The sequence below is a fragment of the Mesorhizobium sp. WSM4898 genome, from assembly GCF_029625845.1.
Taxonomy (GTDB): domain Bacteria; phylum Pseudomonadota; class Alphaproteobacteria; order Rhizobiales; family Rhizobiaceae; genus Mesorhizobium.
This window is the reverse complement of the sequence record NZ_JARTVQ010000003.1, coordinates 68,387-90,305: the sequence shown is the minus strand read 5'-3', so window position 1 is coordinate 90,305 and position 21,919 is coordinate 68,387. Positions and strand designations below refer to the sequence as shown.

General features: G+C 64.7%; 21 protein-coding genes and 1 pseudogene. 10 read left to right on the top strand and 12 right to left on the bottom strand.

Annotation, left to right across the window (positions count from 1 at the left end; all coding sequences use genetic code 11):
* Positions 1 to 5: 5 nt before the first annotated feature.
* The 6 genes from rnr (at position 6) to rpmG (ending at position 5,754) form a co-directional block, all read left to right on the top strand.
* A complete protein-coding gene (gene rnr, locus P9228_RS15080; RefSeq protein ID WP_278053897.1) occupies positions 6 to 2,315 on the top strand; it encodes a ribonuclease R in 2,310 nt (769 codons plus the stop codon).
* Complete coding sequence (locus P9228_RS15075; protein ID WP_278054162.1) at positions 2,315 to 2,755, top strand: DUF983 domain-containing protein; 441 nt, start codon at positions 2,315 to 2,317, stop codon at positions 2,753 to 2,755. The genes rnr and P9228_RS15075 overlap by 1 nt, the downstream gene beginning before the upstream one ends.
* 184 nt (positions 2,756 to 2,939) lie before the next feature.
* A complete protein-coding gene (locus P9228_RS15070; protein ID WP_278054161.1) occupies positions 2,940 to 3,680 on the top strand; it encodes an NUDIX hydrolase in 741 nt (246 codons plus the stop codon).
* A 19-nt stretch (positions 3,681 to 3,699) separates the two neighbouring features.
* Positions 3,700 to 4,875, top strand: a complete 1,176-nt coding sequence (locus tag P9228_RS15065) for an MFS transporter (RefSeq protein ID WP_067328142.1) — start codon at positions 3,700 to 3,702, stop codon at positions 4,873 to 4,875.
* Between the two features lie 97 nt (positions 4,876 to 4,972).
* Positions 4,973 to 5,431 (top strand): hypothetical protein, encoded by a 459-nt coding sequence (locus P9228_RS15060; protein ID WP_067328140.1) that lies wholly within the window; start codon positions 4,973 to 4,975, stop codon positions 5,429 to 5,431.
* 155 nt (positions 5,432 to 5,586) lie between these two features.
* Positions 5,587 to 5,754: a 50S ribosomal protein L33 gene (gene rpmG / locus P9228_RS15055; RefSeq protein ID WP_040995604.1), complete on the top strand. Its 168-nt coding sequence runs from the start codon at positions 5,587 to 5,589 to the stop codon at positions 5,752 to 5,754.
* A gap of 510 nt (positions 5,755 to 6,264) precedes the next feature.
* Here the strand turns inward: rpmG and P9228_RS15050 are convergent.
* Both P9228_RS15050 and P9228_RS15045 read right to left on the bottom strand, forming a co-directional pair.
* Positions 6,265 to 7,638 carry a PleD family two-component system response regulator gene (locus P9228_RS15050; RefSeq protein ID WP_278054160.1) on the bottom strand — a complete coding sequence of 458 codons (1,374 nt, stop codon included), beginning with the start codon at positions 7,636 to 7,638 and terminating at the stop codon, positions 6,265 to 6,267.
* Between the two features lie 15 nt (positions 7,639 to 7,653).
* Positions 7,654 to 8,025 carry a response regulator gene (locus tag P9228_RS15045; RefSeq protein ID WP_027166515.1) on the bottom strand — a complete coding sequence of 124 codons (372 nt, stop codon included), beginning with the start codon at positions 8,023 to 8,025 and terminating at the stop codon, positions 7,654 to 7,656.
* Positions 8,026 to 8,263: 238 nt separating this feature from the next.
* Here P9228_RS15045 and P9228_RS15040 point away from each other — a divergent pair, with 238 nt between their 5' ends.
* Together P9228_RS15040 and P9228_RS15035 are read left to right on the top strand one after the other, a co-directional pair.
* Positions 8,264 to 8,563: a DUF3572 domain-containing protein gene (locus P9228_RS15040; protein WP_278054934.1), complete on the top strand. Its 300-nt coding sequence runs from the start codon at positions 8,264 to 8,266 to the stop codon at positions 8,561 to 8,563.
* Complete coding sequence (locus tag P9228_RS15035; protein ID WP_278054158.1) at positions 8,560 to 9,213, top strand: hypothetical protein; 654 nt, start codon at positions 8,560 to 8,562, stop codon at positions 9,211 to 9,213. Before P9228_RS15040 ends, P9228_RS15035 begins: the two co-directional genes overlap by 4 nt.
* A 9-nt stretch (positions 9,214 to 9,222) precedes the next feature.
* Here the strand turns inward: P9228_RS15035 and P9228_RS15030 are convergent, their stop codons facing one another.
* Both P9228_RS15030 and P9228_RS15025 read right to left on the bottom strand, forming a co-directional pair.
* The gene (locus P9228_RS15030; protein WP_278054157.1) at positions 9,223 to 10,806 is read right to left on the bottom strand and encodes a hypothetical protein; all 1,584 of its coding nucleotides are present in this window, start codon (positions 10,804 to 10,806) and stop codon (positions 9,223 to 9,225) included.
* Positions 10,807 to 10,907: 101 nt separating this feature from the next.
* Positions 10,908 to 11,483 carry a GNAT family N-acetyltransferase gene (locus tag P9228_RS15025; protein ID WP_095779266.1) on the bottom strand — a complete coding sequence of 192 codons (576 nt, stop codon included), beginning with the start codon at positions 11,481 to 11,483 and terminating at the stop codon, positions 10,908 to 10,910.
* A gap of 65 nt (positions 11,484 to 11,548) precedes the next feature.
* Between P9228_RS15025 and P9228_RS15020 the strand changes: the two genes are divergently transcribed.
* Positions 11,549 to 12,877 carry a DNA polymerase IV gene (locus P9228_RS15020; protein ID WP_278054155.1) on the top strand — a complete coding sequence of 443 codons (1,329 nt, stop codon included), beginning with the start codon at positions 11,549 to 11,551 and terminating at the stop codon, positions 12,875 to 12,877.
* A 27-nt stretch (positions 12,878 to 12,904) separates the two neighbouring features.
* Here the strand turns inward: P9228_RS15020 and P9228_RS15015 are convergent.
* The 5 genes and pseudogenes from P9228_RS15015 to P9228_RS14995 all read right to left on the bottom strand — a co-directional run bounded on the left by P9228_RS15015 (position 12,905) and on the right by P9228_RS14995 (position 17,503).
* Positions 12,905 to 13,408, bottom strand: a pseudogene (locus tag P9228_RS15015) (hypothetical protein).
* A 155-nt stretch (positions 13,409 to 13,563) separates the two neighbouring features.
* Positions 13,564 to 14,742: a hypothetical protein gene (locus P9228_RS15010; RefSeq protein ID WP_278054933.1), complete on the bottom strand. Its 1,179-nt coding sequence runs from the start codon at positions 14,740 to 14,742 to the stop codon at positions 13,564 to 13,566.
* Positions 14,743 to 14,778: 36 nt separating this feature from the next.
* A complete protein-coding gene (locus P9228_RS15005) occupies positions 14,779 to 15,789 on the bottom strand; it encodes a succinylglutamate desuccinylase/aspartoacylase family protein (RefSeq protein WP_278054153.1) in 1,011 nt (336 codons plus the stop codon).
* Positions 15,790 to 15,798: 9 nt separating this feature from the next.
* Positions 15,799 to 16,143, bottom strand: a complete 345-nt coding sequence (locus tag P9228_RS15000; RefSeq protein ID WP_067000282.1) for a RidA family protein — start codon at positions 16,141 to 16,143, stop codon at positions 15,799 to 15,801.
* Positions 16,144 to 16,177: 34 nt separating this feature from the next.
* A complete protein-coding gene (locus P9228_RS14995) occupies positions 16,178 to 17,503 on the bottom strand; it encodes an alanine racemase (protein ID WP_278054151.1) in 1,326 nt (441 codons plus the stop codon).
* Positions 17,504 to 17,571: 68 nt separating this feature from the next.
* Here P9228_RS14995 and P9228_RS14990 point away from each other — a divergent pair, with 68 nt between their 5' ends.
* A complete protein-coding gene (locus P9228_RS14990; RefSeq protein ID WP_278054149.1) occupies positions 17,572 to 18,516 on the top strand; it encodes an amidohydrolase family protein in 945 nt (314 codons plus the stop codon).
* Here P9228_RS14990 and P9228_RS14985 read toward each other — a convergent pair.
* The 3 genes from P9228_RS14985 to P9228_RS14975 are packed head-to-tail and all read right to left on the bottom strand — an operon-like array spanning position 18,490 to position 21,919.
* Positions 18,490 to 19,461: an ABC transporter permease gene (locus P9228_RS14985; RefSeq protein WP_127324471.1), complete on the bottom strand. Its 972-nt coding sequence runs from the start codon at positions 19,459 to 19,461 to the stop codon at positions 18,490 to 18,492. The genes P9228_RS14990 and P9228_RS14985 overlap by 27 nt on opposite strands.
* Positions 19,458 to 20,423: an ABC transporter permease gene (locus P9228_RS14980; RefSeq protein ID WP_127248447.1), complete on the bottom strand. Its 966-nt coding sequence runs from the start codon at positions 20,421 to 20,423 to the stop codon at positions 19,458 to 19,460. Before P9228_RS14980 ends, P9228_RS14985 begins: the two co-directional genes overlap by 4 nt.
* On the bottom strand, positions 20,420 to 21,919 hold the full coding sequence (locus tag P9228_RS14975) for a sugar ABC transporter ATP-binding protein (RefSeq protein WP_278054148.1): 1,500 nt from the start codon (positions 21,917 to 21,919) through the stop codon (positions 20,420 to 20,422). Before P9228_RS14975 ends, P9228_RS14980 begins: the two co-directional genes overlap by 4 nt.

Sequence of the window (21,919 nt, the reverse complement as noted above, 5' to 3'; positions counted from 1 at the left end):
ACGACGTGGCGCGCAGGATCTCCGGAAGAAGTCACGGCGATCCGCGCAGCGCCGACACCAGGGCGAAGGTGGTCAAGGATGACTACCGGCCCTCGCGCGACGAAATCCTGCGCTACATCGCTGAGAACCCCGACCGCTCCGGAAAACGCGACATCGCCAAGGCGTTCGCGCTGCGCGGCGACGACCGCATCTGGCTCAAGGATCTGCTGCGCGACCTGCAGGATGAGGGCCTGCTGACCAGGAACCGCAAGCGGCTCACCCGCGCCGGCTCCCTGCCCCATGTCGCCGTGCTCGACATTTTCGGCCGCGATAACGATGGTGTGCTTCTGGCGCATCCGAGCGAATATACCGGCCCGGGCTCGCCGCCCGTGATCGCCATCCGCATTTCGCGCGGCGCCAGCGGCCCGGTTCCGGGCATCGGCGCCCGCGTCCTCGCCAAGACCTTCCCGACCGACGATCCCTCAGGCCCCGCCTATACCGGGCGGGTCATGAAGATTTTCGAGAAGCGCAGCGAAGCCGTGCTCGGCGTCTTTCGCGTGCTGAAGGACGGCACCTTTCGCATCGAGCCGGTGGAACGCCGCCAGCCCGAGCTGATCGTCGACAAGGAATTCCAGAACGGCGCCAAAAATGGCGATCTGGTCGAGGTCGAGCCGGCGCGCGCTTCGCGCTACGGCCTGCCGCGGGCCAAGGTGCTGGCGGTGCTGGGCTCGCTGACTAGCGAGAAGGCGGTCTCGATGATCGCCATCCACGCCCACGACATACCCCACGTCTTTCCGGCCCATGTGATCGCCGAAGCCGACGCCGTGAAGCCGGTTTCGCTTGCCGGGCGCGAGGACTGGCGCGATCTGCCGCTGGTTACCATCGATCCGGCCGACGCCAAGGACCATGACGACGCGGTGTTCGCCACGCCCGATACGGATAAGAAGAATCCCGGCGGCGTCATCGTCACCGTGGCAATCGCCGATGTCGCGGCCTATGTCCGCTACGGCACGCCGCTCGACCGCGAGGCGCTGAAGCGTGGCAATTCGGTCTATTTCCCGGACCGCGTCGTGCCGATGCTGCCCGAGCGCATCTCCAACGACCTCTGCTCGCTGCGCGAAGCGGAGGACCGCCCGGCGATCGCCGTGCGCATGACCTTTTCGGCGGAAGGCCGCAAGCTCAGGCACTCGTTCCACCGCATCATGATGAAATCGGCGGCCAAGCTCGCCTATCCGCAGGCGCAGGCGGGGATCGATGGCGTGCCCGACGACAAGACGGGGCCGATCCTCGAAGGCGTTCTGAAGCCCCTCTGGGACGCCTATGCCGTGCTCAAGCGCGGCCGCGACAGCCGCCAGCCGCTCGAACTGGAGCTGCCGGAACGCAAGATCCTGCTCAAGCCCGACGGCACCGTCGACCGGGTCGTCGTGCCGGAGCGCCTCGACGCCCACAAGCTGATCGAGGAGTTCATGATCCAGGCCAATGTCGCGGCCGCGGAGACGCTTGAAGGCAAGAAAGAGCCGCTCGTCTACCGCATCCACGACGCGCCGTCGCTGGCGAAACAGGAATCGCTGCGCGAGTTCCTGCACACGCTTGGCCTGTCGCTGGCGCGCGGCGCGCAGATGCGGCCCGGGCAGTTCAACGGCATTCTGGAGCGGGTGCGCGGCGCCGACAACGAGGCGCTGGTCAATGAAGTGGTGCTGCGCTCACAGAGCCAGGCCGAATATTCGCCGAAGAACATCGGCCATTTCGGTCTCAACCTGAGACGCTACGCGCATTTCACCTCGCCGATCCGGCGCTATGCGGATCTCATCGTGCATCGCGGACTGATTGCCGCGCTCGGCCTCGGTCCCGGCGGCCTGACGCAGCAGGAAGCGGATCGCCTGGAAGAGGTCGGCGCGCTGATCTCGGCCACCGAACGCCGCGCCATGGCGGCCGAACGCGACACGGTCGACCGGCTGATCGCGGCCTATCTCGCCGAGCGCATCAACGACACCTTCGACGCTCGCATCTCCGGCGTCGCCAAGGCGGGACTCTTTGTCCAATTGCCGCAGTATGGCGCCGATGGTTTCATCCCGGTGTCAAGTTTGGACGGCGATTACTATATCTACGATGAAACCGCTCGATCGCTGTTCGGAGAGCGCACCGGCAAGGGCTACCAGCTAGCCGACCGCGTCGAGGTGCGGCTGCTCGAGGTTGCGCCGATGGCGGGCGCGATGCGTTTCGAAATGCTGAGCGACCCGAAGCCGCTGCCAGGCTCGCGACGGTCGTTCCACAAGACCAAGGGCCGCGCCCGCGCGTCGCAGTCGCGCACGGGTCCCCGCGGCAGGAGAAGATGATGTCGAAGGGCATGGAAGAACAGGTTTTCGGCGGCGAGCACCATTCGGGCCGCGTCGCGCGTCCGCTGTGGACGGCAATCAAGCGCGGAATGCTTGGCCGGTGCCCGCATTGCGGCGAAGGCAAGCTGTTCGGCGCCTTCACAAAGCCCGTCGACAAATGCGGCGTCTGCGGCGAGGAGCTTCATCACCATCGCGCCGACGACCTTCCCGCCTATCTGGTGATCGTCATCGTCGGCCACATTGTGGTTGGCGCCTTCATGACTGTGGAGGCCGCCACCACGCTTTCGACCTCGCAGCACGCGCTGATCTGGGTGCCGCTGACCATTATTGTGGCTATCGCGCTGTTGCAGCCGGTCAAAGGCGCCGTCATCGGCCTGCAATGGGCGCTCTATATGCACGGCTTCGGCGGCGAGAAGGACGAGTTCGAGCCGCATCCCTAAGCCTGCAGCGGTTCTGCCCTTGAGACAAACAACGACCATCTCCGAGCAGTGGAATTCCAGATCGAGAACCGCTGCGCGTTTTTCCTGGAATTGCTCCGGCAGCGACGTTTGGTCCGGGGCTGGTGCAAAGGCCCGAACACGTAAGCCACTTTCGCGTTCGAGAAGTTTCCGCTAGGTCGAGCGCATGGAAGGAATGACCAAGGCGGATGTCGACAAGCTCGATAAAGGCTTGGCCGTGCACGGCGGTCGGCCGCTTCGCCCGCGCGATGCCGCAACCTTGATCCTGCTCGACAGGAGAGCCAGCGACGTTCTGGTGCTGATGGGCCGGCGCCATGCCGGCCACGCCTTCATGCCGGGAAAAATCGTCTTCCCCGGCGGCCGCACCGATCCCGCCGACAGCCGCGTTCCGGTGGCTGCCCCGCTGCATCGTGAGGAAGAGGCAAGGCTTGTGAGCGGCCCCGGCCGCGCGAGCGCCGCACGGGCGCGCGCCATCGCCATGTCGGCAATTCGTGAGACTTACGAGGAAGCCGGCCTGCTGATCGGCCGTAAAGGCCCGTTCGCGACCGCCAAGCGCGATTGGCAGGGTTTCGTCGAACACGGCGTCGCACCGTCGCTGGACGCCCTGCGCTTTATTGCGCGCGCCATCACGCCGCCCAACCGCGTGCGCCGCTTCGATACCCGGTTCTTCAGCGCCTGGCGTGAGGATGTTGCCGTCGAATTGCCCGACGGCGGTCCAACCAACGAGTTGGAAGAGCTCGTCTGGCTACCGCTTGGCAACGCCCGCAAGGCCGACATTCCCGACATCACCCGCATGATCCTGGAAGAACTGGAAAGGCGCCTCGCCCGCGATCCGTTACTGCGTCCGGGCGGCGCAGTGCCGTTCTTCCGCCTCATCCGAAACCGCTTCGTTCGCGAAGTCCTTTAGAAGCAGAGCATCCCCATCGATGACGGTCGATACCCAGCAACAGGGCGACGAACGCGTACACTGGCTGCCGATGACTGCGGCGATCTCCTCGATCAGCGTGGTCGGCATTGCCATCGGCCTCGGCATGCCGCTGCTCAGCGTCATCCTCGAATCGCGCGGCCACTCGGCCTCGATGATCGGCCTCAACACGGCGGTCGCCGGGCTCGCCTCGATCGCCGGCGCGCCGCTCGCCACGCCGCTGGCCATGCGCCTCGGCGTCGCCCAGACCATGCTTTTGATGATCGCCGTTGGCGCGCTCGCTTTTGTCGGCTTCCATTTCGCGCCGGCCTTCTGGATGTGGTTTCCGCTCCGCGTCGCGCTGCACATCTCGCTGACGGTGCTCTTCATTCTGTCGGAATTCTGGATCAGCACCTCGGCGCCACCGCATCGTCGCGGCCTTGTGCTTGGCATCTACGCCACGGTGCTTTCCCTGGGCTTCGCTGCCGGGCCGTGGCTGTTCGCCCATGTCGGCTCCGGTGGCTTCCTGCCGTTCGGCGTCACCATTGCGCTGGTGACGCTCGCTGCCATCCCGGTGCTGGCGGCTCGTAACGAGAGCCCGGCGATCGTCGCCGACGGCGAAACCAGCCATTTCCTGCGCTATATCTGGATGGTGCCCACAGCAACCTTCGCCGTGCTCGTATTCGGCGCCGTCGAGACCGGCGGCTTTTCGCTATTCCCGGTCTATGGCAGTCGCATCGGCTACTCGGAGGCCGACGCCGCGCTGTTGCTGACCATGATCGGCCTCGGCAACGTTCTGCTGCAGATACCGATCGGGATGATCAGCGACCGCGTCTCGGACCGCCGCTACCTGCTTCTGGCCTGCGCCACGGTCGGCCTCATCGGAACCGTGTTCATGCCTTTCTTCGCCAAGGACTGGCACCTGATGGCGGCGCTTCTGTTCGTCTGGGGCGGTGTGGTCGCGGCCATGTACACGATCGGCCTTGCGCATCTGGGTTCCCAGCTTTCCGGCCATGAGCTCGCCTCCGCCAATGCCGCCTTCGTGCTCTGCTACGGCGTCGGCATGGTGATCGGTCCGCAGGCGATCGGCATCGGCATGGACGCCTTCGGCCCTTCGGGCTTCGGCTGGTCGCTGGCGCTGTTCTTTGCCGCGTACATGCTCCTGGTCCTCGTCAGGCTGGTGCGAAAGATCCTCTAGTGAAAATGTCGCCCAGCGCCGGGCATGCTGACATCACCGTGTCAGCAGGCCCCCTGCTATACCCTCGCTCCGATGCAGGAAGAGCGAGGATATAGCGATGATCGACAGCGGCTTTGAAACCAAATCCCTCAGGATGGAACTGCTTCTGCTCGTCACCTTCCAGGCGCCGGCAGCCGATGTCGAGCGCATCATGGAGGCGGTGGTGGCGATCACGCCGCTGCGCATGGGCAAGTATGACGGCAATGCCTACCAGTCGGCGCAAGGAATAGAGCGCTACCGGACGCTCGAAGGCGCTGCCGCGGGCGCCGAGATCGAGTTGCGCAGGCGGCCGGGCACGGTCGAGGTGTCGTTCGAACTGCCCGACGATCAGGCGCTCGCCGCCCGTGTCGCCGAAGCGATATTCCAGGCCCATTCCTACCAGGAGCCTGTGATCCGCATTCAGCCGCTGCTGACCAGCCGTTCCAAGGGACTCGACGACCATACCAATCCGAACCGCTGGTGGAACACCACCGGCGACTGGAAGAAGGCCGATCTGCAGGTCAGGGAGAACGCCTGACGCGGCGAGTTCCGCCGCGTCAAAACGGGGCAAGAAGGCGCTTGGACTTGACTTTCCGGGCGCGTTCTTTATGTGTCGCGCCAAGTTTCCCGCGTCCGGGTGTTTTCCCCGTGCTCCAGCGGCCAAAACTCCACGAACATTAACGGACGAACATCATGGCCAAAGCCGCAAACATCAAGATCAAGCTTCTGTCGACCGCCGACACCGGTTTCTTCTACGTGACCAGCAAGAACAGCCGCACCAAGACGGACAAGCTGTCGTTCCGTAAGTACGACCCGATTGCCAAGAAGCACGTCGAGTTCAAGGAAACCAAGATCAAGTAATCCGGTTTATCCTGAAATGCCGAAACGCCGCCCCTTGGGGCGGCGTTTTTGTTTTCAGCGGGCGGACGCTCGAGCAAGAAAGCCCGCGGCTGCCTGACGCTGAATCCTGCATGAGAAAAAGGGGGCCGGTCGGCGGTTGGCAGCGGTACGAGGAGGCCACTATGTGCCAGCGCCGGCCGGCCGACCCCACGGACCCAGGAGATGCGGCGGACCTGAGCATCATGGGGTATTTTTTGGATCGAGCCGGGCAGTCCACCCTCGTGCCGGCTTCGTCTTCGGTCTATGCCAAGCAGATTTGCGCAAGAACGTATGAAAATCAACCATTTCTTAACCACGGCTCCCGAATCGCTTGGATTAAGGTAAATTCCTAACCCTATCGGGTTGACGCGGAATTGGGGCTTCCGTGCGTAACCGCTTCACGGCGCAACGATTTCAGGCAACGCGCTTAAGTCTTCTGGTCTTGTCCATGTCGATGCGGCAAAACTGCTGCGCACCATTGGGTGGCATGGATTAGGCGGCCTTGGCGACAACCCGGTTGCGGCCGCCGCTCTTGGCCTCGTAGAGCGCAAGGTCGGCTCGCTTCATCAACCCCGCGACCGTATCGGCTCCCCTCAGCACCGATGACACGCCGACGCTGACCGTCACCTCGATCGTCTTGCCACTGCTTCCGATTGCGAAGGGCGCCTGCGCGATCTCGGCGCGGATACGCTCGGCCACCTTCTCGGCGATTGGCCCGTCGGTATCCGGCATGACCACGACGAACTCCTCGCCGCCGAAGCGGCAGGCGAGATCGATGCCGCGCACGTTCTTGCGCAGCCGCCTGGCGAATTCACGCAGAACGTCGTCGCCGCCGTCATGGCCATGGGCGTCATTGATGGATTTGAAACGGTCGAGGTCGGTGATCATCACCGAGAGCGGCCGCCGCCGCGCCACGGCGCGGTCGAACAGCGTCTCAAGATGGCTATCCAGGTAGCGGCGGTTGTGCAGGCCGGTCAGCGCGTCGGTCACCGCCATCTCGATGGTCTGGGTGACGCTGGCGCGCAGCTGATCGTTATAGTGCTTGCGCCGCACCTGCGTGCGCAGCCGGGCCGTCAGCTCGTGCTGATCGATCGGCCGCGTCAGATAGTCGTTGATGCCGAGTTCGAGGCCGCGGATGATGCGGCCCTCCTCGCCCTCATCGGCCAAGAGCATGATCGGCAGGAAGCGGGTGCGGTCGAGCGAGCGCAGTTGCGAGCAAAGCCGGAGCGCATCGAAATCGGCGAAAGCCGTCGAGATCAGCACGCATTCATAGGCGGTCTCGGCGGCCTGGAAGAATCCGGCATTCGGATCGGTGGCGACGTCGAGATCGGCGCTGCCGCGAAGCATCTTCTGGATACGCTCGATAGACGACTTGCGCTCGTCCACCAGAAGCACCTTGGGCTTGGTGTCTTCCGTCGCGAAGTTGCGGCTGAGCAGCTCCTCAATGCCGATGTTACGGGTGGTCGAGGCGCGCAGCCGCAATTCGTCGGTCAGCGACTTCAGCCTGACCAGGCTCTTCACCCGCGTCATCAGTTGCAGATCATTGACCGGCTTGGTGAGGAAATCGTCGGCGCCCGCCTCAAGGCCGCGCACCCGGTCGGATACCTGGTCGAGCGCGGTGATCATGACCACCGGAATATGCGAGGTCGCCGGGTCGCTCTTCAGCCGCTTACAGACCTCGAAGCCGTCCATGCCCGGCATCATCACGTCGAGCAGCACGACATCGACTTTGCCGTTTTCGCAGGTCTCGATCGCATCCGGGCCGTTGCCGGCCGTCAGCACCTCGAAATATTCGGCCAGCAGCCGCACCTCCAGCAGCCGCACATTGGCGGGGATGTCATCGACGACGAGGATCCGCGCGGTCATCTCAAAGGCTCCGGCTCAGGCATCGCCCAGATAGGATTTGATCGTTTCGATGAAGCGCGGCACCGAGATTGGTTTGGAAATATAGGCCTCACAGCCACCCTGGCGGATGCGCTCCTCGTCGCCCTTCATCGCGAAGGCGGTGACGGCGATGACCGGGATCGAGTGCAATTCGTCGTCTTCCTTCAGCCACTTGGTCACTTCCAGGCCAGAAACCTCGGGCAGTTGGATGTCCATCAGGATCAGGTCCGGCCGGTGCTGGCGCGCGAGATCCAGCGCCTCCAGGCCGTTGCGCGTGCGGACCGTTTCGTAACCGCTGGCTTCGATGAGGTCCCGAAAGAGCTTCATGTTGAGCTCATTGTCCTCGACGATCATGACCTTCTTAGCCATCAATTTCCCGTCCCGACGGTCCCCTGAGCCGAAGACCGCCGTCATGCGTCCTTGCCGGATCGCACCCAACCCGCCTGTACCCTACGTCAATATGATTGACGAAACGCAAACCTGCCGTTGGAAAAGCACACCCATTCCACTTGCGGCTGCAGGGCTGAAGCGGCTGAGACTTGCCGCAAGCGACGCTTGCCATTACTGCGGAAGAAAGACTCAACATGCACATCGGCAAAAGGTAATGATGACGAACGCAGCGTCAATGCGCGCGGAGGCGGAAACCCTTGCCGTCAGGGCGCTTGGCTTCGTCGCCCGCGATCCGGAGCTGTTGCCTCGCTTCCTCGCGATAACCGGCATCGAGGCGCGGTCGATCCGCCACGCTGCCGCGGAGCCGGGCTTCCTTGCCGGCGTGCTGCAGTTCATCCTCGCCCACGAGCCGACGCTTTTGCGCTTTGCCGAGGAAACGGGCACGCCACCGGCTGCCGTCGGCAAGGCTTTGCGGGAGCTGCCGCTCGGCAACGACGATCATGAGCGCTCGACATGAGCGACGATCCCGAGACCGCGCGCCAGATCGAGGAGTTGGCGGCCGACGACCGGCCGCTGCTGGTGCTCGATGTCGATGATGTCGTGCTCGAATTCATCCGGCCCTTCCCGCGCTACCTGAAGTCGCGCGGCTTCGGGCTGACTCTCGCCTCCTTCCGGCTCACCGGCAACATCGCCGAGATGGCGTCCGGCCGGCTGATCGAGCAGGCGGAAGTGACGGCGCTTCTCGACGATTTCTTCGAAGCCCAGGCCGATTGGCAAAGCATCACCGACGGCGCCGCGGAGGCGCTGGCGTCGCTCGGACAGCGCGCCGAGATCGTGCTCCTGACCGCGATGCCGCACAAGCACCGCGCCGTGCGCCGGGCGCATCTCGACGTGCTGGGCCTCAACTACCCGCTGCTGACCACGGAAATGGCAAAGGGCCCAGCCATCGCCAAGCTGCGCGGCGCCAAGGGCCGGCCCGTCGCCTTCGTCGACGACCAGCCCTCCAACCTGCTGTCGGCGCGCAGCTCTGTCGTCGACGCGCACCTCTTCCACCTGATGGCCGACAATTCGCTGCGCGCTTTCCTGCCGCGGACGCCGGACGACATCATCTCGGTCGATAACTGGCGCGAGGCGGCGCCGAGGATTGCGGGCGCGCTCGGGCTATAATTCAGGCGCTCAGGGCTGCAGCTTCGCTCCAGCCCCGCCATTGTCGCCGCCGTCCGAATCGGCCCCGCCGGTTGAATTGTCCGTTCCGTTCGCGCCGTCATCGCCGCTCGAATTGTCGTCCTGCCCCGCGCTGTCGTCCTGGACTTTATCCGGGCCCTTCAGCATGGCGCCGTTGACGACGATGGACCCATCGGCCTTGGTGTTGATCACCCACTCCAGGCGACCGTCAGGCAGTGTCTTGCCAAAACCCTTGACGGCAAGCGCGAACGGGAAGGCCTGCACCATTTGCTCATCGCTCTTTGCCGCTTCCTTCAGGGCATCGACGATCCTGTCGTAGCCGGCGACGTCGATGGTCACGCTCCCATCGGCTTTCTTGCTATCCGGGAAATACACCTCGCCTTCCATGGCGACTTCGATACCGCCATTCTTCACTGTCGAGTGCCCGAACACGATCTTGGGCTTCTTGGCCTTGAAATCCTCGACCAAAGCCTTGCCGAATGCATCCGGCAGCGACGGATTCTTATTGAGATCAAAGGCTTCGATCGTCTTCCTTGCCATGGTATCGAGATCAATATTGGCGCCACCGAAGTTGAGGTCGATATCCGTCGGCAGCAACGCGACGCTCCAGGCGGGCAGCGCTTGCTGCGGGATCGTCAGGCCGGAGGCCTTGATCGAGTAATCGACTCTACCGTTCGGTGAGATTCCGTCCATCGCGAACGCGGTGCTGAACTGCTTCGCCGCGAATTGGCCGACAGGGCTCTCCACCTCGAAATCCTTAAAGCTGTAGTTGCCGTCGATCCTTTCCCAGACGGGCAGCGCGGCCAACAGGAGCGATTTGAGCTCCGCCTGGTTAGCCTTGAGCTTGGCTTCGTCCTCGTTGGCGACGGCAAAGGCAAGAAGGTCGAGCAACGGCTTCGTCCGTACGCCCTTGCCATTCGCATCAACGGAAAGTTCGGGCGTTTTCAGGGTGACCGGAAAATTCATTCCGCTGTTGGGATCGTCCATCTTGATAGTCTCGACGAAGCTCGAGACCTTTTGCGTTGCCTTGAAGTCGACGCCGCCATTGGCCGACTTGGTGGCGGCAATCGTCGCGGTGCCGGCACCGGCGGTGACGTCCGCCTGCTGCTTGGCTTCCCGAGACGTCATCGTCATGCCGGCCATCGAGCTGGCGCCGCTGGTGAACGCCGCCAGGTTCGGATCGTAGACGGCGGAGCCCTTGCCGTCCTTGACCGAAACTTGCATGCTTTGCGGGCCTTCGGGTCCGTTGAATTCGAAGGACATGGTGTGGGAAAAATCCGAGGTGACGTCCCAGAATCCATCGCTGCGCGGCTTCACCATCAAGGCATAGGGCGCGAGGTCGATCTTGAACGGCTTCTGCTCCGGCAGGGCGCTGACCAGGGCCTTGACGTCCACTGCGATCTTGTAGGCGTCGCCTTCGACCGAGACCTTGAGCACGCCCTTCTCGAACGCCTGCTTGCCGAAATAGCGCGCCAGATTGTCCGAAAGCTGTTTGGCGCCCTGGCTGTCGACGGTCTGCGCAACGGCCGGCGCGCTGAAAGCAAGAATGAAAACAAGTGGCAAAACACGCTTCACGTCAGTCTCCGTCGGTCTCGGAAGGCAAATCGTTTCGTCTTCTGGTGGAAAAGAAGCATTACAGCCGCAAGACGATGACTGTAAGCCAAATCATCAAGCGGCTAAAGCACCAGCCGCATCAGCGGCCTGCCGGGCTTGCGCTCCAGAAGCCTCTCGAACCCGGCCTTCTCGAACACGCGCGACGAGCCGACGAACAGCCCGATCGAACGCGAATCGCGCGACAGATCGATCGGGCAGGCTTCCAGCAGCCTGGCGCCATTTTCGCGGGCAAAGGCGATGCCGCCGTCGACAAGGCGATGAGTGATGCCCCTGCCCCGCGCCTTGGCGCGAATGAAAAAGCAGGAGATCGCCCAGACGTTCGGGTCTTGGGCATCCGCGGGATCGACAGGCGCCGAGCCCCGGCCTTGATTGTTCCATTCGGGCACGTCGGCGCGCGGGCCGACCTGCATCCAGCCGACGGCCTTGCCGTCCTCGAAAGCTAGAAGCCCGGGCGGCGGGCCGGCTTCGATGCGCGCCTTGATGTGATCCTTGTTGCGCTCGCGGTCGCTCGCCCGCCGCTCCGCCGGGGTCAGCCGGAAATGCGTGCACCAGCAGCCGTAACAGGCGCCCTGCTTGCCGAAGAGATCCTCGAAATCGGTCCAATGCTCAGGACTCAGCGGTACTATGGTCGTGCTCATACGTTCTCCCCAGGCCAAGCTTGTTGCCGGCCCTGCACTGTCGTACCATTGCGTTTGTTCTCTTTATGTTCGCAGCGATGGCGGCTCCTGTCAACAATCCCGAACACGGCTTTTGTCGCGACTGCCTGGCTTCTCAGCGCAGCGAGACGCGCCGTTGCGAGCGCTGCGGCAGCCCGCGCCTTGTCCGTCATCCGGAACTCTACCGGCTGCACATCGCTCACATCGACTGCGACGCTTTCTATGCCGCCATCGAAAAGCGCGACAATCCGGCGCTGAAGGACAAGCCACTCATCGTCGGCGGCGGCAGGCGCGGCGTCGTCTCCACTGCCTGCTACATTGCCCGCATCCAGGGCGTGCGCTCGGCGATGCCGATGTTCAAGGCGCTCGAGGCCTGTCCCGAGGCCGTGGTGATTGCGCCGAACATGGAAAAATATGTCGGTGTCGGCCGCGAGGTGCGCGCGCTGATGCAGGCGCTGACGCCGCTGGTCGAGCCGCTGTCGATCGACGAAGCTTTTCTCGACCTCGCCGGTACCGAGCGGCTGCATGGCATGCCGCCGGCGCTTGTGCTGGCCCGCTTCGCACAGACCGTCGAGAAGGAACTCGGCATCACCGTTTCCGCCGGTCTCTCTTACTGCAAGTTCCTGGCCAAGATCGCGTCGGACTTCCGCAAGCCGCGCGGCTTTTCAGTCATCGGCGAAGCGGAAGCGCCAAGCTTTCTTGCCGGGCAGCCGGTCACGCTGATCTGGGGCGTCGGCAAGGCCTTGGCCGCGACGCTCGAGCGCGACGGCATCCGCACCATTGCCCAGCTGCAGCGCATGGAGCGCGGCGAGCTTATGCGCCGTTACGGTGTCATGGGCGACCGGCTCTACCGGCTTTCGCGCGGCGAGGACGACCGCCGCGTCGACCCCGGCGGCGATGCCAAGAGCGTGTCGGCCGAAACCACCTTCGACAACGACATCGGCTCGCTGGCAGAATTGGTGCCGGTGCTGCGCGGCCTGTCGGAAAAAGTCTCGGCGCGGCTGAAGAAATCCGGCATTGCCGGGCGCACCGTGGTGCTGAAGCTGAAGACGCAGGATTTCAAGCTGCGCACCCGCAACCGCCAGCTTGGCGATCCGACACGGCTGGCCGATCGCATCTTCCAGACCGGGCTCGATTTGTTGCGTCGCGAGACCGACGACACGAAATTCCGCCTGCTCGGCATCGGCGTCAGCGATCTTTCCGACGACGGGAAGGCCGATCCGCCGGATCTGGTCGACGTCCAGTCGCGCAAGCGCGCAATGGCCGAAACCGCGATCGACGAGCTGCGCGACAAATTCGGCAGGAAGGCCGTCGAGACCGGTTACACCTTCGGCAAGGGCCGTGCCGCCAACCCGCCCGAGCCGCTCGAGGACTGAGACCGGCTGGCATTCATGGGGACTTGATCAGGTGCGCTGCAGGTCGATCCGGCTCGTCACCATGGTCTTGCCAGTTTTTGGATCCGTGTCGGTCACCGTCAGCCGCATGCTGTCGCTGCCGGTCTTTTCGACGGTCAACTGCGCTTTGCGGTCGCCATTGACCTCCTTTGCCCAACGGATGCCGAGGTTGAGCGCGTTGCCCGAACGGCTGCCGTTCAATTGCGCCGGCCCGGTACGTGAGCCGATATAGACGCCGCTATAGCCCCTGCCGGTGGCCTTCAGATCCGCGCTGATCTCCCGCGTCATCAAGATCAGCCCGCGGCATTTGCCGTCGAGCGACAGCGAGGTCGAGGTAGCGCCGGATTTGAAGTCGCAGGAGATATTCACCGTCGGCGCATTCGCGCTCACCTTGAAGGTGCCGTTGCCGGCGAAGCTGCCCTAGAACGAGCGCAGGAAATCTGCATCGTCGGCGTAGGCGCTCGCGGCAGTCATCAGGCAGCCGGCGAGAACGAGCGGAACCACTGGTCTCATCGAAATTCTCCCCCGTTGGAGCCGAAACACGCCTCCTGGCTTCGGAAGGCGCAAGCAGACTCAGGAACGCAAGCGATCTTGGCAGGTTCCCCCGCCGATATGACCGTTTTGAAACAAGGCCGGTTGGCGTGAGGGTATTTTAAGCCGGCGGCGGCTCAGGCCGAGAGCGCGGCCTTCACCCAATCCAGCCGAGCTGCCGGCACCAGCCCGTAATTATAGAAATTGATGCCATCGACATCAGTTGTCCGCCCCGGGCTGACCTTCGCCGCTAGCAACTGCGGACCCGCCATTTCCGGGTAGAAAAGCCGGTAGCCGGTGCCGAGAAATTTGCCGGCGCCGAGCGCGGCGCGGCCGTCCGTCACCAGGCTTGCGACATCCTCGGCCTGCATGTCATAGGCGCACAGGATCGCCCCGTCGCAGACCTTGCCGACAGCCGCCAGATCGCAGCCGCCCAGCCAGCCTTCCTTGAGGTCGATGATGAGGACCTTGGTGACCGGATGCGCCACCTCGCGCAGCTCGGCGATCAGACTGGTCACCGGCTCGAAGCGCCAGACCAGATAGGCGTGTAGCTCCGGCCATGGCCCGAAAACCTCGAGTCCGCTCGCTGGAAAGCTGGGGAAGCGCCGCTCCGGCACTGCGCGCTCGCAGGTCTCGACAATCCATTGCCGGACGAGCGCTCGCGCCGGTTCGGCGTTGACGCCGGCTTTAGCCGCGCGATCGACACAGGAGGGACAGAAGCACAGCGACAGCAGGAAATCCTCCTCGGGCGTGAGGCCGACGCCGTCCTTTTCGTGATGGTACTCATGGGCAAATCCCATGAAGGAAGGGCTTTCGAGTTCGATCCTGTCCGGTTTGTAGCCGTGCGAGATGTCTGCAACCAGCGCCCGGACATAGGCGCGCGCGTCGGGATGCGAGGGACAGAGATTGTAATAGTTGGGATCGCCGAAGGCGTTGCGAGTGACCGCCTCGGGATGAAGCATGCCGAGGCGGGTGTTGTGCAGGCACACCGTCCAGCAAGAGACCCCGGGGCCGCCCTGTTCCCGCCGGCGGACGAGTTGGCCAAGCACGTCGCCGCCTTCGCTGATCACATCCGCGACCTTGGGCTGGATGGCGAGGTCGGCCCATCGCGCCGCTGACGGCTTGAAATAGATGGTGCCATCCTCTGGAAAATAGGCTTTTCGCCGCGGGCTACGCGGCTGCAGGAAGCGACCGGCATGATAGGAGGTGGCCAGGCTGATCATGTTGAGGCCGGCGCGCTGGACAATATCGCGCTCGACCGTCTCCAGGCCGAGATCCTGAATGTCCCAGGGATAGGTCCACATCGAAAGCTGCATGCTCATCCTCGGTTCTTCGTCCCTTCCGGGCCGGCGTCAGCCTTCGACCGGCTCGGCCACTTGCATCAGGCAGTCGCCCGCCTCGCACATGGTGTGCAGCCGGCGCGACAGCACAACGCCGCTTTCGGAGAAACGTATCGCCTCCTCGGCAAGCTCCAGCCGTTCGAGATCGTGATACCATCCCGCCAGCTGGCCAGCACTGACGCTGTCGCCGAGGCGGACCGCAGGCTCGAACCAGCCGCGCCGCGTCGAGTAGATGCCCTGGCTGTGCCTCGACAGCGAAAGCAACCGCGTCGGCTTCGCCGGCTCTGCGTCCGATGTGAGCACCGGCGCCGCGACCACGCCCAGCTCGACCATCAGGCGATCGAGCGCGCGAGCGGTAAGCGTCATCGAATCGACGGTAGCGGTTCCGCCGCCGCCGAATTCGCCGCTGACGCCGATGGCGCCAGCCCGGCGCGCGGCACCCATCGAGGTCGGCGAGGCCTGGCCGTTGTCTGCGACGAAGCCGAACGGCATCCCGAGCGCGCGCATTAGCTCGACACCCCGCCGATGGCGCTCGGCATCGGCATTGCGCTCGACCAGCGCCGTCGGCAGATGCTCCATCGAGGTGCCGCCCGAATGGATGTCGAAGACGACATCGTGACGGGGAAACAGTTCCGTTTCCAGGAAATGGGCGAGCCGACTGGTCGGCGTGCCCGTCGGATCGCCCGGGAACGCGCGGTTGAGGTTGCCGCCGTCCAGCGGCGAGCAGCGCTTGGCGGCCATAACCGCCGGCGTATTCGCCATCGGCAGGATTGTGATGCGACCGCTGATTGCGGCCGGATCGAGCCGGCGGATCAGCTTGGCCAGCGACAGCTCGCCCTCATACTCGTCGCCGTGGTTGCCAGCCATCAGCAGCAGTGAGGGACCCTTCCCGTTGCGAATGGTGCAGATCGGTACCTTGACCTGGAAATAGGGTGAGCGGTCGACCGAGAACGGAATGCTGAGATAGCCGTGCGTTTTGCCTTCGCGGTCGAAATCGAGCGTGTGGACAAGGCCGGTATGCATGCTGTCCTCTCAGACGGCCGCGACGGCGGTGACTTCGATGCGCAGGTCCGGGTCGGCCAGACGCGCTTCGACGCAGGCGCGTGCCGGCAGGCGCTCGGGATCCACCCAGGCATCGTAGATCTTGTTCATCGCGTCGAAATCGCCGATCTGCGGCAAGAAGATGTTGACCGCCACGAGCTTCGACTTGCTGCTGCCGGCCTCATGCAGCAGCGCCTCGACTTTGGCCAGAACATCGCTGGTCTGCGCTTCGATGCCCCCCTTGCGGTCGTTGGCGACCTGGCCGGCTATATGCACCATGCCGCCATACACCACCGCCTGCGACATGCGAGAGCCGGACTGGAAGTATTTGATCATCTCGGATCCTTTCGAGTTCTTTTTGAAGGCCTGGTCAGCCGAAATAAGTCGGAATGGCATGGGCCACACGACCGGTCGCGTCCACGCCGAAAATAACGCGATAGCGGTCGAGGCAGGTGCAGGGATGCGAAATGCCGAATTCGATGACGTCGCCGACCGCGATGTCGTCGCCAGGCCGGAGCGCCAGGAAGGCATGCTGATCGTTGAGCTTGACTACCTGCGATTTCTCAGGTGAAGCCGGCAGCGGCTCGCCCGAACGATACACCCTGAGCGGCTTGGGAAAACCCTGGTCGAAGGAGACGTCGCGCATGCCCATGCCGCAAATGACGAGATCAGGTTCCGGCCGCGAAAGCACTTCGGCCCAGACACGCAGGACCGGACGGAAAGAATTGCGCGCCGAGGCGGTGGCGCCGCCGAGCTCGAAACCGCTGCGGCTGTCGACCGCGCCAAGCGATCGGTCATAGACGCCGTGGTCGTGGAAGAAGATGGCACCGCTGCGCAGCACCAGCGTCGCCTTGCCGTCCTGTTCCACCAGCGGCGAAAGCGCCGCCACCACCCTGTCGAAGAAGACCGACCCGCCGGCCGTCACGACCAGGGGAGCCTCGCCGCCGAGGCGAGCGCGGAGCCTGAGGAACATGTCGCCCACCGATGCCAGCAGCGCAGAGACCGCTTCATCGGTGCGCAGCGGATCAGGTTGAGCGGCAGCGCCTTCATAGGTGCCGACGCCGGCAATGCGCAGCCGTCCGCCGGTCGCAACGACGGCATCGGCGATTGCCTCGGCCTCGGCCGTGGTTCGTGCGCCCGCCCTCGCCGCGCCGAGCTCGACCAGGACACCCAACGGCGGGAGATCGGCAGCTGCCCGCCACGCATCCGCCAGTGCCCGCACGGCCGCGACCGAGTCGGCGAAGACATAGAGCTCGGCATCCGGCCACGCGCCAGTCAGTTTCGCGAGCCGGCCTGCACCACCGGCGCCGCCGACCTCGTTGGCAATGATCAGTCTCGAGAGACCCGCCTTCAGCATCACCGTTGCCTGCCTTATATCGGCGACCGTCGTGCCCCAGGCACCGGCCTTGACAAGCGAATGGGCGAGATCCGGCGCCATCGGCGTCTTGGCATGCGGCGCGACCGCAGCGCCCTGCTCGCGCACATAACGCAGGAACAAGTCGCGATTTGAGGCGAAGGCCGCTTCGTCAAGGCTGAGCAGCGGCAGCGACATGCGGCCATCGGCCGGATGCCAGCCTTGCTGTCCGGCCAGGCTGGAATCCAATCCGGACGTGCCGGCGGGCACGCCACGGATACGATCGTCGAGCATGAAATTTTCATGCACGACAAGCGATTGGGCCGGTGTGTTCTCGCTCATCCGATGCTAACCCTTCCGTCGCCGAACAATGGCTCAACCGATTGCCGGCCAAGGCCTGAGGGAACCGCGTGCCAAATCCCTACTCCGGACCCATCATCGACGCCCATCACCATCTCTGGGATCTCAGCCTCGGCCGCCATCCCTGGCTGACCGACTCTGCCGGCGAACGCGGCGGCCTCGGCGAGCTTGGTGCCTTGCGCCGCAACTATCTGCCCGAGGATTATCTGCGCGACGCCGCGCGGCACAATATCGTCGCCAGCGTCCATGTCGAAGCCGGCTGGGCGAGCGACGACAGCGTCGGCGAGACCCGCTGGCTCGAGACGCTCGACAAGTCGTGCGGCGGCGTAGCGGCGCGCTACGTCGTCCATGTGCCGTTGGCGAGCCACAACGCGGCGGAGTTGATCGAGGCGCAGGCCGCGTTCGACCGCGTCATCGGCATACGCGACATTCTGAGCTGGGACCCTGATCCCGCCCGGCGCTTCGCCGCTCGCGACGGCATAATGGACGATCCCGCCTGGCGCGCCGGCCTTGGCTCGCTCGCCCGGTACGGGCTCTCCTTCGACCTGATGGTGTTTCCACGCCAACTGGCCGAGGCAGCGCACCTCGCCGCGGCCTTTCCCGACCAGCAATTCGTCCTCAACCATTGCGGCAGCCCGATCGACCGTGATCCCGAAGGCTTGCAGAGATGGCGAGACGGGCTGCGGCGGCTGGCCGAGCGCGACAACGTCGCCATCAAGATATCCGACCTGGTCGCTTACGATCATGACTGGACGCTCGAAAGTCTGCGGCCGATCGTTCTGCATTGCATCGACTGCTTCGGCATGAAGCGCGCCATGTTCGGCTCCGACTTCCCGGTCGCCGGCCTGCACGCCTCGTTCAATGAGGTATATGACAGCTTCAAGGTGATCACCGCCGATCTTTCCCGGGACGAGCAGGCGGCGCTGTTCTTTGGCAACGCCGCTCGCATCTATCGCCTGGACGCCGGGTCATCGCCGGGCTTGCTCCCTGCCTGAGAGCAGCAGCAGCCCGAGGATCAACGAACCGAACAGGATGCTGCGCCAGCCGGGCGATGCATTGACCACGGTGATCAGCGCAGTGATTGTCACCAGCAGGATGGCTCCCGGGATGGTGCCGGCATAGGTGCCGAGCCCGCCGAGGATCGAGGTGCCGCCAAGCACCACTGCGGCGATCGAGGCGAGCAGATAAGGATCGCCGATCCCGACATAGCCCTGCCCGTTCATGCCGAGCACCAGCACGCCCGCGAGCCCCGCCGTGAATCCGCTGATGCCGTAGACAGCCAATGTCGTGGAAGTGATCGGCACGCCCGACAACGACGCCGCAAGCGGATTGGCGCCCATGGCGAAGATGCGGGCGCCGAAAGGCGTTGCATGCATCAGTGTCAGCACGAGCACGGAAACCGCGATCCATAGCAGGATGCCGGCCGGAATGCCGGCCGGCCTCGCATTGCCAAGCCAATGAACCAGCGGGTTCTCGGCGGTGACGGCACTGCCGCCGGCAATGATGATCAGCAGACCCTGCAGGAATGTCGCCATGGCCAGCGTCATGATCATCGGATGGACGCGCAGCAGCGCCACCCCTAACCCGTTGACCACGCCGATAGCTGTGGTCAGCGCAAGCACCGCGAGCACGGAGGCAAGGCCGGTCGGATCGGCCTGCCATGACAGCAGCGGCAGGCTGATGGCGCTGACGGTGACGATCGCTGCCACCGAGAGATCGATCCCGCCGGCGATCACCACGAAGGTCTGCCCGGCCGCCACGAGGCCGATCACCGCGCCAAGTTCTACCAGGTAGCGCAGATGTCCGTAGGCGCCGAAGCCGCGCGATGCGATGCTCGCCGCAATCCAGACTGCGACGACGATGGCAAGGGTGAGGAACGGTCGGCTGGTGAGGATCGCCCTGGCGCGTCTGCCGCCGGGGCTGTCGGTCCACGCTGTCATTGCTGCACCTTGCGGAATTGCGGGATGGCGACCGCGCCGATGATGATCAGCCCTTGCGCGACATACTGCGCTACCGGGGTGAAGCCGAGGAAGAACATCACGCTAATCATCAGGCTGAGCAGCAGGCTGCCGGCGAGCGCGCCTCGCATGGTGCCCTGCCCGCCGAGAAAGCCAATGCCGCCAAGCACGGCAGCGGCAATGGAATTGAGCGTGAAGGCGGTGCCGATGACCGGATCGCCAGAGCCCGTTTGCGCGGCGACGAACAGCCCGGCGCCGGTCGACAAGAGGCCGCTGATCGCATAGGCGGCCACACGCGCCGCGTCGACCGGCACACCGGAACGGTAAGCCCCGACCGGATTCTCGCCGGCGGCATAGAGGCTCAATCCAAGCGGCGTGGCGAGATAGAGCTTCCACAGCAGGACGACCACCACCAGCAGCACGAACGCCGCTGGCGTGTCGCCGGCAAGCAGGTCGGACAGCCAAGCCGGGATGGAGCCGCCAGGCCTCGGCAGGATCAGCAGTGCGGCGCCACCGATGATGAACGAGCCGGCGAGCGTCACCACGATCGCCGGCAGGCGCAGCCTGACCACGATGAAGCCGGTCGCGGCGCCGATGCCGAGCCCGGCAAGCGCCACGGCGGCCGCGCCGCCGGCGACGCCCAGCGGTCCGCCCATGGTGGTCGCGGCAATGACCGCGCCGAGGCTGACGGTCGCGCCGATCGCAAGGCTGATGCCGCCGGTGAGCATGAGGATCGCCTGCGCCATCGCCACCAGCGCCAGCGGGAACCAGCTCTGGGTGAACTTGGCAAAGCCGGAGACCGTGAACAGGCCCGGAAAAAGCACGGCATAAGCGATGAGAAACGCCAGCACCACCAGGAAGAGGCTGCGAACGCCGATGTTGCGGCGCGCCTGCACCTGCCAGTAGAGCGCGCCGTCGGCTCTCGCGGATGGAATGATGCTCATGCCGCCACCTTCCGCCTCTCTGCACCCATCGCCGCCGACACGATGGCTTCCTCGCTCAGCGCGGCACGCTCGAGCATCCTGGCGACCCGGCCTTCACGAACCACCGCGACGCGGTCGCATAGATGCACCAGTTCCGGCGTATCGGAACTGAGCAGCACGACCGCCTTGCCAGCGGCGGCGAAGGCGCGAAGCATCAGATAGATTTCGCGCTTGGTCTCGACGTCGACGCCACGCGTCGGATCGTTGAGCAGCAGCACCAGCGGATCGTGCGGCATCCACTTCGCCAGCGCGACCTTCTGCTGATTGCCGCCCGACAAGGCCTGCGCCGGACGCTGCAGGTCGCCCTTGATGGAAAGCTGGGCGGCGAGATCCCTTCCCTTCTGGCGTTCAGCCTTGCGGCTGCGCAGCTTCAACGACGGAAGCCTCGCGAGGGAAGGCAACATCATGTTGGTGATGATCGGATGAATAAGGTGGAGGCCCTCGCGCTTACGGTCGGCTGGCACATAGGCGAGCCCCAGCGCGTTGGCTTTCGGCAGATTACCCGGCAGGCCCGACACGCCGTTTACCGTCGCCGAAACCGTCCTCGCCGGGATGGCCCCATAAAGACCGAGCAGCAGATCCTCCTGCCCCTGACCGACCAGGCCGCCTATGCCCAGCACCTCGCCGGTCCCGATGTCGAGGTCGACGTCGTGCATCAGGCCGGCCGAGAAGCCGCGGATCGAGATGGCGGCGCCGGGCGATACCGACGGCTGCCATTTCGGAAAGAGATCGCCGGGGTCGCGGCCGACCATCAGGCGCACCAATCCAGTCGCGTCGGTTCCCTCCAGCGACCGGTCGGCCGTGCAGGTGCCGTCCTTCAGCACGGTCACATGCTGGCAGAGCGCCATCACCTCGTTGAGCCGGTGCGAGATGTAGAGAATGGCGACGCCTTCTCCACGCAACCGTCCCAACAGGGCGGTGAGGATTTTCGTTTCCGTCGCCGAGAGCGACGAGGTCGGCTCGTCGAGGATGAGCACGCGCGGCCGGCGATAGAGAGCCTTGGCGATCTCCACCATCTGCCGTCGCCCGAGGGATAGATTCCCAACTGGTGTCGACAGCGGCTCGTCGAGGCCGACAAGTTTGCATGCCGCCTTCGCCCGCGCGGCAAGCTCCTTGTAATCGACTAGCCCGAAGCGCTTGGGATAGGCGCCGATGCCGATGTTCTCGGCTATAGAAAGGCTGGCCGTCAGGCTGAGCTCTTGCTGCACGACGGCGATGCCGGCCCGCCGCGCGAGCGCTGGCGTCATGCGCGCCACGGCACGCCCATCGACCTCGATGGTCCCGCTGTCCGGGCGCAAGCCGCCCGACAGGAGGTTGATCAAGGTCGACTTTCCGGCGCCGTTCTCGCCGAGCAGCGCATGCACGCGGCCCGGCTGGAGAGCGATGGAGACGTCGCGCAGGACGGGGTTGCCGAAGAACGCCTTCGACACCCCCCTCGCGGCAAGGAGCGGAGCCAT